The following is a 15,305-nucleotide window of genomic DNA, read 5'->3' on the forward strand; positions in this document are numbered from 1 at the left end:
CATCGGCTTCACGGGCGGCATCACGGGGAGATCCATGCATCCGATTCTGCTCGCATGCATATGGGTTCGCCCGGTATGCGAGCTGTGTGCGGTACGCCTACCGTGGCCGCATGGGTGATGCGGTGGAACTCGAGGTGGGCGGCCGGACCGTACGGCTGTCCAGCCCGGACAAGGTGTTCTTCCCGGAGCGGGGTTTCACCAAGCTGGACCTCGCCCGGTACTACGCCTGCGTCGCCCCCGGCATCCTGCGCGCACTGCGCAACCGCCCCACCACCCTGGAGCGCTACCCGGACGGCGTCGGCGGCGAGTGGTTCTACCAGAAGCGGGCCCCGAAGGGGATGCCCGACTGGATCCCGACCGCCCACATCACCTTCCCCAGCGGGCGCAGCGCCGACGAGATGTGCCCGACCGAGGAGGCGGCCGTCGTGTGGGCCGCCCAGTACGGCACCCTCACCTTCCACCCCTGGCCCGTGCGCGCCACCGATGTCGACCACCCCGACGAACTCCGCATCGATCTCGACCCGCAGCCGGGCACCGACTACGACGACGCGGCTCGCGCCGCCGGTGAACTGCGAGCGGTGCTGGACGAGTTCGGCGGACTGCGTGGCTGGCCGAAGACCTCGGGGGGCCGGGGCCTGCACGTCTTCGTGCCCATCGAACCGCGCTGGACCTTCACCCAGGTGCGACGCGCGGCGATCGCGGTCGGCCGGGAGATGGAACGCCGGATGCCCGAGCAGGTGACCATCAAGTGGTGGAAGGAGGAGCGCGGGGAACGCATCTTCCTGGACTACAACCAGACCGCCCGCGACCGCACCATCGCCTCCGCCTACTCCGTACGCCCCCGCCCCAACGCCCCCGTCTCGGCGCCGCTGCGCTGGGAGGAGGTCGGTGTCGCCCACCCCCAGGACTTCGACCTCGCCACCATGCCGAGCCGGTTCGCCGACGTCGGCGACGTGCACGCCGACATGGACGACCACGCCTACTCCCTGGACGCCCTGCTCGAACTGGCCCGCCGCGACGAACACGACCACGGCCTGGGCGACCTGCCGTACCCGCCGGAGTACCCGAAGATGCCCGGCGAACCCAAACGCGTCCAGCCGAGCCGCGCTCGCCGCGAGCCATCACCCTGACGGGGGCGGGGGACCGGGGATCCCGGCTGCCGCCTGGCTCCGCTCCTCGCCTGCCGGGTCGCCTGCCGGGTCCTGCACCGGGTCGCCTGCCGGGAGGCGGAGCGTCGGGAGGTGCGCGGGTGGCGGGCCGAGCCGTCCGACTGCGGCCCGTTCCCACTCCGCCCGTTCTCACTCCGCCCGTTCCCACTCCGCCCGTTCCGACTCCGGCGTGTTTCCGACTCCGGCCCGTTCCGGGACCGGCCGGTCCGGCACCCCGCGGCTATCCTGATCGCCAGCCGCCGATGAGGAGTCCCGAAGTGCCCGAGGCAGTGTCGCGTCCCACCCTGGAGGCCGTGGCCGCACGGGCCGGCGTGTCCCGGGCCACCGTGTCCCGGGTGGTCAACGGCGGCGACGGGGTCCGCGAGCCCCTGGCCGAACGGGTCCGGCGGGCCGTGGAGGAGCTGGGCTACGTCCCCAACCAGGCGGCGCGCAGCCTCGTCACCCGGCGCCACGACGCCGTCGCGGTCGTCATCGCCGAGCCCGAGAGCCGGGTCTTCGCCGACCCGTTCTTCGCCCTCCAACTGCGCGGCATCAGCAAGGAGCTGACCGCGCACGACAACCAACTGGTGCTGCTGCTCACCGAGGGCCGGCCCGACCACGCGCGCGTGGCGCGTTATCTCGCCGGCGGCCATGTCGACGGCGCGCTCGTCTTCTCCCTGCACCTGGACGACCCGCTGCCCGGTCTCATCCGTGACGCCGGTGTGCCCACGGTGTTCGGCGGGCGCCCGCACTGGAGCGAGGACACCCGGGACGCTGGCCCGGGACGCGCGGGGGAGGGAGCGGACCGGGGCGTGGTGTACGTCGACTGCGACAACCGGGGCGGGGCGCACACGGCGGTACGGCACCTCGTGGACCTCGGCCGCCGGCGTGTCGCGCACATCGCCGGTGCGCTGGACCAGACGTCGGCGGTCGACCGGCTCGACGGCTACCGGGACGTCATGGCCGACGTCCTCGGGGAGAGCGACCCCCGGCTGGTCGTGGAGAGCGACTTCACCCCGGCGGGCGGTGAACGCGCCATGCGTGAACTCCTGGACCGCTGCCCGGACATCGACGCCGTGTTCGCCGCCAACGACCTCACCGCGCTCGGCGCCCTGCGGGTGCTGCGCGAGAGCGGCCGGCGCGTGCCCGAGGACGTGGCCGTGGTCGGCTTCGACGACATGGTGCCGGTCGCCGAGCAGACCGAGCCGCCGCTCACGACGGTCCGCCAGGACATCGAGGAAATGGGCCGGCTGATGGCGCGTCTGCTGCTGCGGGGGCTGTCCGAGGGCCGGGACGGGGAGCATCCGGCCGCCGGTGCCCAGGGCGCACCGGGGAGGGGTGTGATCCTGCCGACCAGCCTGATACGCCGTGCCTCCGCATGACCGAGGCTCAGCCCTGGGGCGACTCGCTTCTGATCACGGCGAAACGGGCCCCGTAGGGGTCGGCGAGCCTGGCCGTGCGGCCCACGCCCGCCACGGTCGTCGCGGGCATCCGCACCGCGCCGCCGAGGCGCTGTGCCTGTTCGACCACGGCGTCGGTGTCCGCCACCTCGAAGTACGGCAGCCAGTGCGGACCGCCCGCGGCCTCGTCGGGTGCGTCGGCCAGCGGCACCATCCCGCCGAACATCGCGTCGTCCCCGGCACCCCCGGGATTGACACAGGTGTACGTCCCACCCGGGAAGGGCACGCCGGAGGTCTCCAGGCCGAGCACCTGGTGGTAGAACGCGGCGGCCGCCGCGATGTCCGGCGTGTACAGCTCGACCCAGCACAGCGAGCCCGGCTCACCCGCCACGTCCACGCCGCTGGTCCGCCCCGGCTGCCAGATCCCGAACGGGGCGCCCGCCCGGTCACCGAGGACCGCCATGTGCCCCTGGCCCATCACGTCCGTCGGCGGCACCAGCACGCTGCCGTGGGCGTGTTCGGCAGCCTCGGCGGTGGCCCGGGCGTCCTCGCTGCGGAAGTACACCGTCCAGGCCGGCGGTCCCTGCCCGGGGCCGGCCGGCATGCCACCCGCCACGGTCCGCCCGTCCAGCTGGAAGAAGCCGTAACCGCCGGCGTCCGGGCCCGCGGAACGAAACCGCCAGCCGAAGAGCGCGCCGTAGAAGGCGGCGGCGCCGTCGATGTCGGGGCCGGCGACGTCGATCCAGTTGGGGGCGCCGTCGACGAAACGGGTGGTGAGCATCTCGGCCCTCCTCGAAAGGGTCCGGTCCTGTGCACTGCCGAGTCTGGCACCGCCCACTGACAACCGCCGCCGGGACCACCGCGACGCGCCGCACTCAGCCGGTGTGACGGCGCGCGTCCTCCCGGTTTTCCCACCGCCCCGCGCGCCGCCGTGCGCGCGCCGGTCCCCGGGGAGCATCATCGGGGCGGTCCGACGCTCCTGGTCCGCCGTTGATCCGGCGTTGATCGAACGTTTTTCGGCGTGCGGCAGGCTCCTGGGCATGCACATCGACACCATCACCCCGGCCGACGACACCTGGCGGACGCAGGCCCTGTGTGCGCAGACCGGGCCGGACTTCTTCTTCCCCGAGCCCGGCAGCTCGGTGCGCGACGCGAAGCGCATCTGCGCCATGTGCGAGCTGCGGCCGGCCTGTCTGGATTACGCGCTGGCCAACGACGAACGGTTCGGTGTCTGGGGCGGCCTGTCGGAGAAGGAGCGGCTCGCCCTGCGGCGTACCGCCCCCTGACGACCCCCGGCCGGCTCCGTCCGCCCACACCGCCGGCTCCGTCCGCCCACGCGACGGGCTCCGGCCCCGTACGGCGCCGGCCCCGCCCCGGGCCGGCCACCCGGCCCGCGCGCGCGGGGCAAGGCCATCCGGCCCGCGCGCGGGGCACGACGGCCCGGCTCTCGCGCGGGGCAAGGCCATCCGGCCCTCGCGCGGGGCACGATCGCCCGGCCCTCGCGCGGGGCACGATCGCCCGGCCCTCGCGCGGGCGTCAGCCCCCGGCGCGCGCCGCCATCCGGGCCTTGCGCGCGGCCAGCTTCTCGTCGAACTTCGAGGCCTCCGCGTCCAGCCCGCCCAGGAACAGGCCGAGTTCCTGCTGCGCCTGGCGTCCCTCGGGACCGAGACCGTCGATCTCCAGGACCTTCAGGAAGCGCAGCACCGGCTGGATCACGTCGTCGTGGTGGATGCGCAGGTTGTAGACCTCGCCGATCGCCATCTGCGCGGCGGCCCGCTCGAAGCCGGGGATACCGTGGCCGGGCATGCGGAAGTTCACCACGACGTCCCGGACCGCCTGCATGGTCAGGTCGGGGGCGAGCTCGAAGGCGGCCTTGAGCAGGTTGCGGTAGAACACCATGTGGAGGTTCTCGTCGGTCGCGATGCGGGCCAGCATGCGGTCGCAGACCGGATCCCCGGACTGGTGGCCGGTGTTGCGGTGCGAGATGCGGGTGGCCAGCTCCTGGAAGGCGACGTAGGCGATCGAGTGCAGCATCGAGTGCCGGTTGTCGGACTCGAAGCCCTCGCTCATGTGCGCCATGCGGAACTGCTCAAGCTGGTCCGGGTCCACCGCGCGCGAGGCCAGCAGGTAGTCGCGCATCACGATGCCGTGCCGGCCCTCCTCGGCCGTCCAGCGGTGCACCCAGGTGCCCCAGGCGCCGTCGCGCCCGAAGAGCGTGGCGATCTCGTGGTGGTAGCTCGGGAGGTTGTCCTCGGTCAGCAGGTTGACGACGAGGGCGATCCGGCCGATCTCCGTCACCTTGGACTGGTCCTTGGCCCAGGACTCCCCGTCCTCGAAGAAGCCGGGGAAGTTGCGGGCGTCGCTCCACGGCACGTACTCGTGCGGCATCCAGTCCTTGGCGACCTGCAGGTGCCGGTTCAGTTCTTTCTCGACCACTTCCTCCAGCGCGTACAGCAGCCGCGCGTCGGTCCAGACGGACGGGCTGCCGAGGTGAGGGGAGGTGATCGTCACAGGAACTCCAGGGGGACGCGGAACAGGGGGAGGGGACGGTCCGGCGAGCGGTGCCGGAAACCTACGTGATCGTAGGCTACGAACCCGTAGGTTACGAAGCCGTAGGTTAAGGTGACCGTAAAGAAACCGCTGATCAACCCACCCGGACGAGCCCTCCGCGGCGCGCGGTCAGCCCCGGGACCCACAGGTCGGAAGGCTGTCGGCGTGACGGAATCACCCGGTCAGGTGTACAGCTCCCGCAGGCGGACGGAGAGGCACGTCACACACCCCTCCAGCTTCTCGAACTCGCTGATGTCGACCGTCACCACGTCATGGCCGAGATCGGTCAGCAGTTCCGCCGTCTTCGGGGCGCTCGCCGCCATCAGCAGCTTGCCGCCGCCCAGCAGTACCACGTGCGCGCCGGACTCCTCGGGGACCGACAGGAAGCCCGGGAACAGCGAGGGCCGGTCCACCTTGGGTATGTGCCCGATCACCGTGCCGTCCGGCAGCGCGGTCACCGCCGACTTCAGGTGCAGCACCTTGCTCACCGGCACGGCCACCACGCGGGCGCCCAGCGGCTCGAAGGCCGCCCGCAGCTGCTGCACTCCGGCCGCGTTCGTCCGCCCGCCACGGCCGACGTACACGGTGTCGCCGACCTTCAGGACGTCACCGCCGTCCAGGGTGGCCGGCTCCCATATCCAGTTCACCGAGCAGCCGAGGCGGGCCACCGCCTCCTCCACCCCGGCGGTCTCCTCGCGCCGGGACTCCGCACCCGGCCGAGTGATCAACGCCACGTTCCGGTACATGACCACGGTGTCCTCGACGAACACCGCGTCCGGGCAGTCGTCGGCCGGCTCGACCTCGATCGTCTCCCAGCCGTGCGTGCGCAGGGCCTCCACGTAGGCCTGCCACTGCTCGCCGGCGAGCGCGGCATCGACCTTCTCCCGCTCGATGTGCGTCACCAGGCCGTCGGCGAGGCGGGGACCGGGGCGGCGGACAAGGGCCTTCTTGCTGGGCACGAGGGGCCTTTCGAATCGGTCGGTGCGGTGGCGCGGTGTCCGGCGCCTTGCACAAGGCGCCGGTCCGTCATCATGCAGGGCGCTCCGGTCAGGGCAAAACCCGTCGTTGTCAGGCTGTGCCCGTCCTGAGACCACCGTGCCCGGTCAGTCCCGGTCCGTCAGCTCTTCGAGTGTCGTCCCGGTCAGCTCCCCTCCCTCCATCAGCAGCCACCGCGTGATCCCGACCGACTCCAGGAACGGCAGGTCGTGGCTGGCGATGACGAGCGCGCCCTCGTACGACTCCAGGGCCGTGGTCAGCTGCCGGACGCTGGCCATGTCGAGGTTGTTGGTCGGCTCGTCGAGCAGCAGCAGCTGGGGTGCGGGCTCGGCGAGCATCAGTGCGGCCAGGGCCGCCCGGAAACGCTCACCGCCCGACAGGGTGGCCGCTTTCTGGTCGGCGCGCGCGCCCCGGAACAGGAAGCGGGCGAGACGGGCCCGGATCCGGTTGTTGGTCGCGCCCGGCGCGAACCGGGCGACGTTCTCGGCGACCGACAGACCGTCGTCGAGCACGTCCAGCCGCTGGGGCAGGAACCGCAGCGGGACGTGGGCCGTCGCCGTTCCGCTCACCGGTGCCAGCTCTCCGGCGACCGTCCGCAGCAGCGTCGTCTTGCCGGCGCCGTTGCGGCCGACGAGCGCGATCCGCTCCGGGCCGCGCAGCTCGAAAACGCCCTCCACGCGCGCGTGGTAGGCCATGTGCAGGTTCTCCAGGGTGAGCACCTGCCGGCCGGGCGGTACGGCCGTGTACGGCAGGTCGACGCGGATCTCGTCGTCGTCCCGTACGGCCTCCGCCGCCTCGTCCAGCCGTTCCCTGGCCTCGGCGAGCCGTTCCTCGTGCATGACGCGGTGCTTGCCCGCGGACTCCTGGGCGGCGCGTTTGCGGTTGCCCATGACGATCTTCGGCTCGCGCTTCTGCTCGTACATCTTCTGCCCGTACCGCTTGCGGCGGGCCAGCTTGACCTGGGCGTCGGCCAGTTCGCGCTTCTGCTTGCGCAGGTCGGCCTCGGCGACCCGCACCATCCGTTCGGCCGCGTCCTGCTCCACGGCGAGGGCCTCCTCGTAGGCCGAGAAGTTGCCGCCGTACCAGGTGACCTCCCCGGAGCGCAGCTCCGCGATCTGGTCGACCAGGTCGAGCAGTTCCCGGTCGTGACTGACCACGATCAGGACGCCCGGCCAGGTGGCGACGGCCTGGTAGAGCCGCCGGCGCGCGTACAGGTCGAGGTTGTTGGTGGGTTCGTCGAGCAGCAGGATGTCGGGGCGGCGCAGCAGCAGCGCGGCGAGCCGCAGCAGCACCGACTCGCCGCCGGACACCTCGCCGACGGTCCGGTCCAGACCGATGTGGCCGAGGCCGAGTTCGCCGAGGGTGACCAGGGCGCGCTCCTCCACGTCCCAGTCGTCGCCGACGGTCTCGAAGTGCTCCTCGGCGACGTCACCCGCCTCGATGGCGTGCAGGGCGGCCCGCCGCTCGGCGATGCCGAGCGCCTGGTCGACACGGAGGGCGGTGTCGAGCGTGACGTTCTGCGGGAGGTGGCCGATCTCGCCGGCCGCCTTGACCGTGCCGTCGGCCGGGGTGAGTTCCCCGGCCAGCAGTTTGAGCAGGGTGGACTTGCCCGATCCGTTGACGCCGACGAGCCCGGTTCGGCCGGGGCCGAAGGCGATGTCCAGGCCGTCGAAGACGGCGGTGCCGTCGGCCCAGGTGAAGGACAGGGACGTACAGGTGAGGGAAGCAGACATGGGCGCCTCGCAGGAAAGATGCGGTCGGGTTGACGCGTGTCGAGACACCGCGAGGCGGAAACCGAAGGGCCTGGGCACGCAGGCGCCAAAAGAAAAAGGGCCTGTGCCGAAGGACGGCTCGGACGCCGAGGTCGTACGCCGCGCACACCTCACCGGTGCGACGCGGTGCCTCAGGACCTCAGACGAGCAACGTCCTTCTCCGATCGACGGCAACAGAACCGCTGTACACCGTACGAGGGGGCGGGAGGGCTGTCAACGCTATTTCCGCCGGGGAGGCGGCGGCGGACGCGTCCCTCACGCGCGCGTGACGCTCAGCAGGCGTCCCGCATCAGCTCCGCGAGGTCGTGGTCGAGGTCGAGCTGCAGGTGTTCCAGGCCGACGGGGACCAGTTCACCGGCCGCCTCCAGGAACCGCCGTATCTCACCCGAGCGCACATGCACGACCGCGGTCCCTTCCGGGGCGTGGAACTCCAGCACCGTGCGGTCGTACCCGTACGGCCGGACGCGGACGTCACCGTGGCCCTCGGCCCCCTGCAGCCCGGCCGCCAGCAGTTCGCGGGAGAAGGTCCAGCACACCTCGACACCCTCCAGGGTGGCCGGCGCCGGGAACGTCATGCGGACCGCGAACGGGTCGCGCCGGTCGTAGCGCAGCGTGGCGGGAATGCTCGGCATGCGCGGGGCGGCGGCGACGAGACGCGCCTCTACGGGCTGCTCGATGACGGTGGACAACGCCTTGCTCCCTCGTGACGGCTGGACTACGTGCGGGTGTGACACCTGGCACTGGAAGAGACGTCGGAAACGGCCGATGCGTGCACACGCGGAACGAGTGACCTCGGTCACCGCCTTCATGCGCGGGCGGCGCACGGCCGTCCCGGTTCGCTCCGTGCGGCGTCTCCGGCTCGGGTGGCCCTCTGGACGGGGCCGGGGCACTGCACTAGCTTCGCCCGCCATGAGGCGCTTGGGGAGCACGCGACGCAGGGGACGGGCGAACCGGCTGATGGCCGCGGGGGTGGCGACCGCGGCGGCGCTGGCCGTCCTGACGGCCCCGGCGGCGGGCGCCCGGCCGCTCGGAACGGAAGGCACCGGCCGGGCGGGCGTGGCGCAGCCGGACGGGAGGCGGCCGGACTTGGACCGGGGAAGCGTGGAGCGGACGGGGCGGACGGGTTCCGGCCGGGAGGACGCGCACTGGGCGGTGAAGGACACCGGCGCGCCAGGGATCCGGTTCCGCGGCCTCGCGGCCGTCGACCGGCACACCGCCTGGCTGGCCGGTACGGGCGGCACGGTGCTGCGTACCACCGACGGCGGCGCGAGCTGGCGGAACGTCTCACCGCCCGCAGCGGCCGGCCTGGAGTTCCGGGACGTGACGGCGTCCGGCGCGCGGGGCGCGGTCGTGCTGGCCGTCGGCGAGGGCGAGGCGTCCCGCGTCTACCGCACCGACGACGGCGGCACGACCTGGACGGAGTCCTTCCGCAACGCCGACCCGCGGGCCTTCTACGACTGCCTCGCCTTCTTCGACCGCCGCCACGGCCTCGCCGTGAGCGACCCGGTGGACGGGAGGTTCCGCATCCTGTCCACCGCCGACGGCGGACGCTCCTGGCACGTACTGCCCGCGGACGGCATGCCGCCCGCGCTGGACGGCGAGGCCGGGTTCGCCGCGAGCGGCCAGTGCCTGGTCACCTCCGGCCCCGGGGACGTCTGGCTGGCCACCGGCGGCGGCGCCCACGCGCGCGTGCTGCACTCCGCCGACCGGGGACTGACCTGGACGGCCGCCGGCACACCCGTGCCGGCGGGCGATCCGGCGAAGGGCGTCTTCGCGCTCGCGTTCCGCGACCGCACCCACGGCATCGCGGTCGGCGGCGACTACCGCCCCGGCATGCCCTCGCCGGAAGCCGCCGCGGTCACGGCCGACGGCGGCCGAACCTGGCGGCCCGCCACCACCGCTCCGCCCGCGTACCGTTCCGCGGTCGCCTGGCTTGCGCACAGCCGCGCCGCCGCGCTGGCCGTCGGCCCGACCGGCACCGACCTCAGCACCGACGGCGGTCGCAGCTGGCGGACGGTCGACACCGGCTCGTACGACACCGTGACCTGCGCCCCCGACCACAGCTGCTGGGCGGCCGGCGAACAGGGGCGGGCGGCGCGGCTGGAGAGATGAGACAGGGCCGGAAACGGTGAGCGGTGAGATAGGTGTCGTGGAACGCGGGTACCCGTTCCCTGCCGCAAAGGAAGGGAGCAATCATGCCTGCCGGTTCCAGCCCCAAGCGCGAGCGTCAGTACGAGCACATCAAGGAGAGCGCCCAGGACCGGGGCGAGAGCGCCGGACGCGCCAAGGAGATCGCCGCGCGGACCGTGAACAAGGAACGCGCCCGTTCCGGCGAGTCCAAGACGGCCAGCCGCAGCTCCACGCAGGACATGTCGTCCGGCCGGCGCGGCGGTCAGCGGTCGGGCAACCGGACGGGCCCGCAGGGCCCGACCCGCGACCAGCTGTACAACGAGGCCAAGCAGCGCGGCATCGAAGGCCGTTCGCACATGAACAAGGACGAGCTGCAGCGCGCGCTGAACCGCAAGAAGGGCTGATCCGCCGGGTGCGAGGCGGTTGCCGCAGACCCCGTACAGTCCCCGGCATGACGATCGTCGCCGTACCCGCGGGCTGGCCCGCGACCGAGGAAGAGGCCCGCGCCGTACAGGACGAGCTGCGCGGCCGCGTGGTGCTGGACGAGCCCGGACCGCGTCCCGGTTCGGGCCACGTCACGGGGGTCGACGTCGCCTACGACGACGGACTCGACCTGGTCGCGGCGGCGGCCGTCGTACTGGACGCGGCCACCCTGGACGTCGTCGCGCAGGCGACGGCCGTCGGCCGGGTCTCGTTCCCCTACGTGCCCGGGCTCCTGGCCTTCCGCGAACTGCCGACCGTCCGGGCCGCCCTGGACCGGCTGCCGTGCCCGCCCGGCCTGGTCGTGTGCGACGGCTACGGTCTGGCCCACCCGCGCCGCTTCGGCCTGGCGAGTCACCTGGGCGTCCTCACGGACCTGCCGACCATCGGCGTCGCCAAGAACCCCTTCACGTTCACGTACGACGACCCGGAGCCGGCCCGCGGCGGCTGCGCGCCGCTGCTCGCCGGGGCCGAGGAGGTCGGGCGTGCCCTGCGCACCCGGGACGGCGTCAAGCCCGTCTTCGTCTCCGTCGGCCACCGGGTGGGCCTCGCCGGTGCGGTGGCGCACACCCTGGCGCTGACCCCGCGGTTCCGGTTGCCGGAGACCACCCGCCGGGCGGACGCACTGTGCCGGCAGGCCCTGCGGCAGGCGACGGCCGCCCTGGCCGGCGGCCCGGCCCAGGGCTCCACGCGCCGGGCCCCGGCCCCTGACGGCGGAGCCGGCGTCCCGGCACACGGGTCGGCCTCCTGACTCGGCCCCGGCAGCCGCCGGTCAGCGTCGCGCCGCCACCCGGAAGGTGATCCCGGCCGCGCGCAGCCTCTCGGTCAGGGCGTCCCCCATGGCCTCGGCCGTGGTGACCTGCCCGGCCGTGGGCGGGAGGTCGTCGAAGGCCAGGCACAGCGCGGCCTCGGCGAACATCTTCGCCGTCTCGTCGTATCCGGGGTCGCCGCCCGCGACCTCGGTGAACACGCGCCGCCCGCCTCCCTCGCCGACGAACCGCACCGTGAACCAGCTCTTCGCCCGCCTCTCGGCGCTCGGCCCGTCACCCGGCCGGAGCCGGTCCGACAGCCGGCGCCGCACGGGCGGCAGCTGGGCCGCGGCCGCCATGGTGCCGAGGGCGGCCACCCCGCCGAGGGCGACCGGCAGGTGCTTCACGGCGGCGTAGTGCCGGTAGCGGAAGTCAGGGCCGTACCGCTCCAGCGCCCGCGCGGAACGGCGCACGATCTGCGGGTCGAGGGTGGGCAGTGGGAGCGCCCACGCGCCGACCTCCGCGGCGAACCGCGGCGCGCCCGTCGGCGCCGTCACCCGGCGGCCCGGCAGCCGCGGTTCGTGGCGTGCCCGCTCGCGCGCGGCCGACAGCATCTGCCGCCCGCGCGCCAGCTGGTTCAGCGCCGAGGCCAGAGTGCCGCCGGAAAAGGCCGCGTCCACGGTCACATAGCCGTCCACGGTCAGCGGCACGCCCTCGGGCAGCTGCCGGACGGTGAAGTACGCGCCCAGGTCGTGCGGCACCGAGTCGAAACCGCAGGCGTGCACCAGCCGCGCGCCCGTCTCCCGCGCGCGTGCGTCGTGCCGGACGTACATCAGGTCCACGAACTCCGGCTCGCCGGTGAGGTCCAGGTAGTCGGTTCCCGAGTCGGCGCAGGCCGCGACGAGTTCCCCGCCGTGCAGCAGGTACGGCCCCACGGTCGTGGCGACCACGCGCGCGTGCCCGGCGAGGGCGCGCACGGTGGCCGGTTCTCCCACGTCGGCCCGCAGCACACCGATGTCCGCGCCGCCGGGCAGGCTCTCTCGCAGCCGCTGCAGCTTCCGCTCGTCACGGCCCGCGACCGCCCAGCGCAGGTCCCGCGGCGCGTGCGCGGCGAGATGGCGGGCCGTGAGCGCGCCCACGAAGCCGGTGGCTCCGAAGAGCACGAGGTCGTAGGGACGGTCCGCTCTGCTCATCCTGCTCATGACACCCCTTGTCTCGTGCCCCGCCGCGCAGCACGCGCCGCTGTCGGTGGCCGAGGCTAGCGTGAGAGGTGCCCAGTGCGAAGACCAGCCCGGAGGCAGCGGTGGCCCCTAGCCAGCAGTACCCGGAAGAAGCGGGAGACGGCGCCAGGGTGCCCGCCGGGGCGGCCGGCCGGCAACCGTGCGGCGAGGCCGTGTCCGAGATGAACCGGAAGGCTCCGGCCCGTCACGGTGGACCGGGTGCTCCCGGAGACCGTGCGGGGCCCGCTCACTCTCCCGGGTGAAGGTCCCCGCGTCGGTCCTGTGCCGGGCACTTGGCTAAGCGCTTGCTCGTTCAGGTCTTGTGTCCGGTGGAACGCGTTCTTAGCATCACCGGTGTTACATCAGTTGTGTCACACACGCTTGGGGGCAGGACGCATGACAACGGCAGGGACACCGCCGGCGCCGGGCACCGGTCCGCTCTCCGGTGTGCGCGTGGTGGAGCTGGCCGGCATCGGGCCGGCCCCCTTCGCCGCCATGCTGCTGGCCGACCTGGGCGCCGACGTGGTCCGGGTGGACCGTCCGGGCGGTGCGGGTCTCGCCATCGACCCGGCCAGTGACGTCACCAACCGCAACAAACGCTCGACGGTGGTCGACCTGAAGGCGCCGGACGGCGCCGCGCGCGTCCTGGACCTGGCCGAGCGGGCCGACATCCTCGTCGAGGGCTACCGGCCGGGCGTCGCCGAGCGGCTCGGCGTCGGCCCCAGGGACTGCCACGCCCGCAACCCCCGCCTGGTCTACGGCCGCATGACCGGCTGGGGCCAGGACGGCCCCCTCGCCCACCGCGCCGGGCACGACGTCGCGTACATCGCGCTCACCGGCACGCTCGGCCTGATCGGCCGCCCGGACGAGCCCCCCGCGGTACCCGCCAACCTCCTCGGGGACTACGCGGGCGGCTCCCTCTACCTGGTCGTCGGCGTCCTCGCCGCCCTGCACCACGCGCGTGCGACCGGTACCGGCCAGGTGGTCGACGCGGCCATCGTCGACGGTACGGCCCACCTGTCCGCGATGATCCACGGCATGCTCGCCGCCGGCGCCTGGCAGGACCGGCGCGCCGCCAACCTCCTGGACGGCGGCTGCCCCTACTACGGCACCTACGAGACCGCCGACGGCGGGTACATGGCGGTCGGCGCCCTGGAGGCCAAGTTCTACGAGGAGTTCCTGTGCCTGCTCGGCCTGTGCGACCTGGCGTCCGCCCACAGTGACTGGAGCCGCTGGGGCGAGCTGCGCGAACGGATCACGGCCGCCTTCAAGTCCCGTACCCGGGCCGAGTGGACCGCCGTCTTCGACGGCTCCGACGCCTGCGTGGCCCCCGTCCTGAGCCTGCGCGAGGCCCCCTCCCACCCGCACCTCGCCGCCCGCGGCACCTTCACCGACCACGGCGGCATCACCCAGCCCGCCCCCGCCCCCCGCTTCTCCGCGACCCCCGCCACCCTGCGCACCGGCCCCGCCCGGCCCGGCGCGGACACGGCGGCGGTGCTGCGCGACTGGGGGATACCGGCACACCCCACCGACGACCCCGACGACCTGGTCACCGACGGCGGCTGACCCCGCCACCCGCTCGGCCCACCCTCCCGAAAGGCACACCAGTGAGCACCGAAGCGTACGTGTACGACGCGATCCGCACCCCGCGCGGCCGCGGCAAGGCGAGCGGCGCCCTGCACGGCACGAAGCCCATCGACCTGGTCGTCGGCCTCATCCACGAGATCCGCGACCGCTTCCCCGGCCTGGACCCGGCCGCGATCGACGACATCGTGCTCGGTGTCGTCGGTCCCGTCGGCGACCAGGGCTCCGACATCGCCCGCATCGCCGCGATCGCCGCCGGGCTGCCGGACACGGTCGCGGGCGTGCAGGAGAACCGCTTCTGTGCCTCCGGCCTGGAGGCCGTCAACCTGGCCGCCGCCAAGGTCCGCGCGGGCTGGGAGGACCTGGTCCTGGCCGGAGGCGTCGAATCCATGTCCCGGGTCCCGATGGCCTCGGACGGCGGCGCCTGGTTCAACGACCCGATGACCAACCTCGCCGTCGACTTCGTGCCGCAGGGCATCGGTGCCGACCTGATCGCCACCATCGAGGGCTTCTCCCGCCGTGACGTGGACGAGTACGCGGCCCTGTCCCAGGAGCGCGCCGCCACCGCCTGGAAGGAGGGCCGCTTCGACCGCTCGGTGGTCCCCGTCAAGGACCGCAGCGGCCTGGTCGTCCTCGACCACGACGAGCACCCGCGCCCCGGCACCACCGCGGACTCCCTGGCCAAGCTCAAGCCGTCGTTCGCGGACATCGGCGACCTGGGCGGCTTCGACGCGGTCGCGCTGCAGAAGTACCACTGGGTGGAGAAGATCGACCACGTCCACCACGCGGGCAACTCCTCCGGCATCGTGGACGGCGCCTCGCTCGTCGCGATCGGTTCCCGGGAGATCGGCGAGCGCTACGGTCTCACCCCGCGCGCGCGGATCGTCTCCGCGGCCGTCTCCGGCTCCGAGCCGACCATCATGCTCACCGGCCCCGCCCCGGCCACCCGCAAGGCCCTGGCCAAGGCCGGCCTCACCATCGACGACATCGACCTGGTGGAGATCAACGAGGCGTTCGCCGCGGTCGTGCTGCGCTTCGTGAAGGACATGGGCCTGTCCCTGGACAAGGTCAACGTCAACGGCGGCGCCATCGCCCTCGGCCACCCGCTCGGCGCGACCGGCGCCATGATCCTCGGCTCGCTCGTCGACGAACTGGAGCGCCAGGACAAGCGGTACGGCCTGGCCACCCTGTGCGTCGGCGGTGGCATGGGCATCGCCACCATCGTCGAGCGCATCTGAACTCCCCGCGGAACCAAGCGACTTCAACGGAGACGACT

14 protein-coding genes are annotated in these 15,305 nt (G+C 73.3%); 8 read left to right on the forward strand and 6 right to left on the reverse strand.

What is annotated here, in order from left to right; genetic code table 11:
• Positions 1-110: 110 nt before the first annotated feature.
• Together ligD and AB0B40_RS17740 are read left to right on the forward strand one after the other, a co-directional pair.
• Positions 111-1,130, forward strand: a complete 1,020-nt coding sequence (ligD, locus tag AB0B40_RS17735; RefSeq protein WP_345053884.1) for a non-homologous end-joining DNA ligase — start codon at positions 111-113, stop codon at positions 1,128-1,130.
• 281 nt (positions 1,131-1,411) lie between these two features.
• Complete coding sequence (locus AB0B40_RS17740; protein ID WP_362264387.1) at positions 1,412-2,530, forward strand: LacI family DNA-binding transcriptional regulator; 1,119 nt, start codon at positions 1,412-1,414, stop codon at positions 2,528-2,530.
• Positions 2,531-2,537: 7 nt separating this feature from the next.
• Here the strand turns inward: AB0B40_RS17740 and AB0B40_RS17745 are convergent, their stop codons facing one another.
• Positions 2,538-3,329, reverse strand: coding sequence for a VOC family protein (locus tag AB0B40_RS17745; RefSeq protein WP_362264389.1), 792 nt, complete (start codon positions 3,327-3,329; stop codon positions 2,538-2,540).
• Between the two features lie 259 nt (positions 3,330-3,588).
• On the opposite strand from AB0B40_RS17745, the gene AB0B40_RS17750 reads away from it, so the two are divergent.
• The gene (locus AB0B40_RS17750) at positions 3,589-3,834 is read left to right on the forward strand and encodes a WhiB family transcriptional regulator (RefSeq protein ID WP_345053892.1); all 246 of its coding nucleotides are present in this window, start codon (positions 3,589-3,591) and stop codon (positions 3,832-3,834) included.
• Between the two features lie 250 nt (positions 3,835-4,084).
• On the opposite strand, the gene AB0B40_RS17755 is transcribed toward AB0B40_RS17750, so the two are convergent.
• The 4 genes from AB0B40_RS17755 to AB0B40_RS17770 all read right to left on the reverse strand — a co-directional run bounded on the left by AB0B40_RS17755 (position 4,085) and on the right by AB0B40_RS17770 (position 8,555).
• Complete coding sequence (locus AB0B40_RS17755) at positions 4,085-5,059, reverse strand: acyl-ACP desaturase (RefSeq protein ID WP_362264391.1); 975 nt, start codon at positions 5,057-5,059, stop codon at positions 4,085-4,087.
• A gap of 221 nt (positions 5,060-5,280) precedes the next feature.
• Positions 5,281-6,057, reverse strand: a complete 777-nt coding sequence (gene ddaH / locus AB0B40_RS17760) for a dimethylargininase (protein WP_345054961.1) — start codon at positions 6,055-6,057, stop codon at positions 5,281-5,283.
• A 144-nt stretch (positions 6,058-6,201) separates the two neighbouring features.
• Positions 6,202-7,827 carry an ABC-F family ATP-binding cassette domain-containing protein gene (locus tag AB0B40_RS17765; protein ID WP_345054959.1) on the reverse strand — a complete coding sequence of 542 codons (1,626 nt, stop codon included), beginning with the start codon at positions 7,825-7,827 and terminating at the stop codon, positions 6,202-6,204.
• A 311-nt stretch (positions 7,828-8,138) separates the two neighbouring features.
• A complete protein-coding gene (locus AB0B40_RS17770) occupies positions 8,139-8,555 on the reverse strand; it encodes an SsgA family sporulation/cell division regulator (protein WP_345054957.1) in 417 nt (138 codons plus the stop codon).
• Positions 8,556-8,775: 220 nt separating this feature from the next.
• Here AB0B40_RS17770 and AB0B40_RS17775 point away from each other — a divergent pair, with 220 nt between their 5' ends.
• The 3 genes from AB0B40_RS17775 to AB0B40_RS17785 all read left to right on the forward strand — a co-directional run bounded on the left by AB0B40_RS17775 (position 8,776) and on the right by AB0B40_RS17785 (position 11,227).
• Entirely contained in the window at positions 8,776-9,978 is a 1,203-nt protein-coding gene (locus AB0B40_RS17775) for an oxidoreductase (RefSeq protein WP_362264393.1), read from the forward strand.
• Between the two features lie 83 nt (positions 9,979-10,061).
• Positions 10,062-10,400 (forward strand): plasmid stabilization protein, encoded by a 339-nt coding sequence (locus AB0B40_RS17780; protein WP_345054952.1) that lies wholly within the window; start codon positions 10,062-10,064, stop codon positions 10,398-10,400.
• Positions 10,401-10,447: 47 nt separating this feature from the next.
• Positions 10,448-11,227 carry an endonuclease V gene (locus AB0B40_RS17785; RefSeq protein ID WP_345054950.1) on the forward strand — a complete coding sequence of 260 codons (780 nt, stop codon included), beginning with the start codon at positions 10,448-10,450 and terminating at the stop codon, positions 11,225-11,227.
• 21 nt (positions 11,228-11,248) lie between these two features.
• Here the strand turns inward: AB0B40_RS17785 and AB0B40_RS17790 are convergent, their stop codons facing one another.
• Positions 11,249-12,427 carry a saccharopine dehydrogenase NADP-binding domain-containing protein gene (locus AB0B40_RS17790; RefSeq protein ID WP_362264396.1) on the reverse strand — a complete coding sequence of 393 codons (1,179 nt, stop codon included), beginning with the start codon at positions 12,425-12,427 and terminating at the stop codon, positions 11,249-11,251.
• 414 nt (positions 12,428-12,841) lie between these two features.
• On the opposite strand from AB0B40_RS17790, the gene AB0B40_RS17795 reads away from it, so the two are divergent.
• Together AB0B40_RS17795 and AB0B40_RS17800 are read left to right on the forward strand one after the other, a co-directional pair.
• Positions 12,842-14,011 (forward strand): CaiB/BaiF CoA-transferase family protein, encoded by a 1,170-nt coding sequence (locus AB0B40_RS17795; RefSeq protein ID WP_362264398.1) that lies wholly within the window; start codon positions 12,842-12,844, stop codon positions 14,009-14,011.
• A gap of 41 nt (positions 14,012-14,052) precedes the next feature.
• On the forward strand, positions 14,053-15,267 hold the full coding sequence (locus tag AB0B40_RS17800; RefSeq protein WP_362264400.1) for an acetyl-CoA C-acetyltransferase: 1,215 nt from the start codon (positions 14,053-14,055) through the stop codon (positions 15,265-15,267).
• Positions 15,268-15,305 lie beyond the last annotated feature (38 nt).

Source organism: Streptomyces sp. NPDC042638 (assembly GCF_040647235.1).
Lineage (GTDB): Bacteria > Actinomycetota > Actinomycetes > Streptomycetales > Streptomycetaceae > Streptomyces > Streptomyces rameus.

Bases quoted from the DNA above. Each gene is read 5' to 3' on its own strand.
- ligD (WP_345053884.1), top strand. From the start codon at position 111: ATGGGTGATGCGGTGGAACTCGAGGTGGGCGGCCGGACCGTACGGCTG.
- AB0B40_RS17740 (WP_362264387.1), top strand. From the start codon at position 1,412: ATGAGGAGTCCCGAAGTGCCCGAGGCAGTGTCGCGTCCCACCCTGGAG.
- AB0B40_RS17745 (WP_362264389.1), bottom strand. From the start codon at position 3,329: ATGCTCACCACCCGTTTCGTCGACGGCGCCCCCAACTGGATCGACGTC.
- AB0B40_RS17750 (WP_345053892.1), top strand. From the start codon at position 3,589: ATGCACATCGACACCATCACCCCGGCCGACGACACCTGGCGGACGCAG.
- AB0B40_RS17765 (WP_345054959.1), bottom strand. From the start codon at position 7,827: ATGTCTGCTTCCCTCACCTGTACGTCCCTGTCCTTCACCTGGGCCGAC.
- AB0B40_RS17775 (WP_362264393.1), top strand. From the start codon at position 8,776: ATGAGGCGCTTGGGGAGCACGCGACGCAGGGGACGGGCGAACCGGCTG.
- AB0B40_RS17780 (WP_345054952.1), top strand. From the start codon at position 10,062: ATGCCTGCCGGTTCCAGCCCCAAGCGCGAGCGTCAGTACGAGCACATC.
- AB0B40_RS17785 (WP_345054950.1), top strand. From the start codon at position 10,448: ATGACGATCGTCGCCGTACCCGCGGGCTGGCCCGCGACCGAGGAAGAG.
- AB0B40_RS17790 (WP_362264396.1), bottom strand. From the start codon at position 12,427: ATGAGCAGGATGAGCAGAGCGGACCGTCCCTACGACCTCGTGCTCTTC.
- AB0B40_RS17795 (WP_362264398.1), top strand. From the start codon at position 12,842: ATGACAACGGCAGGGACACCGCCGGCGCCGGGCACCGGTCCGCTCTCC.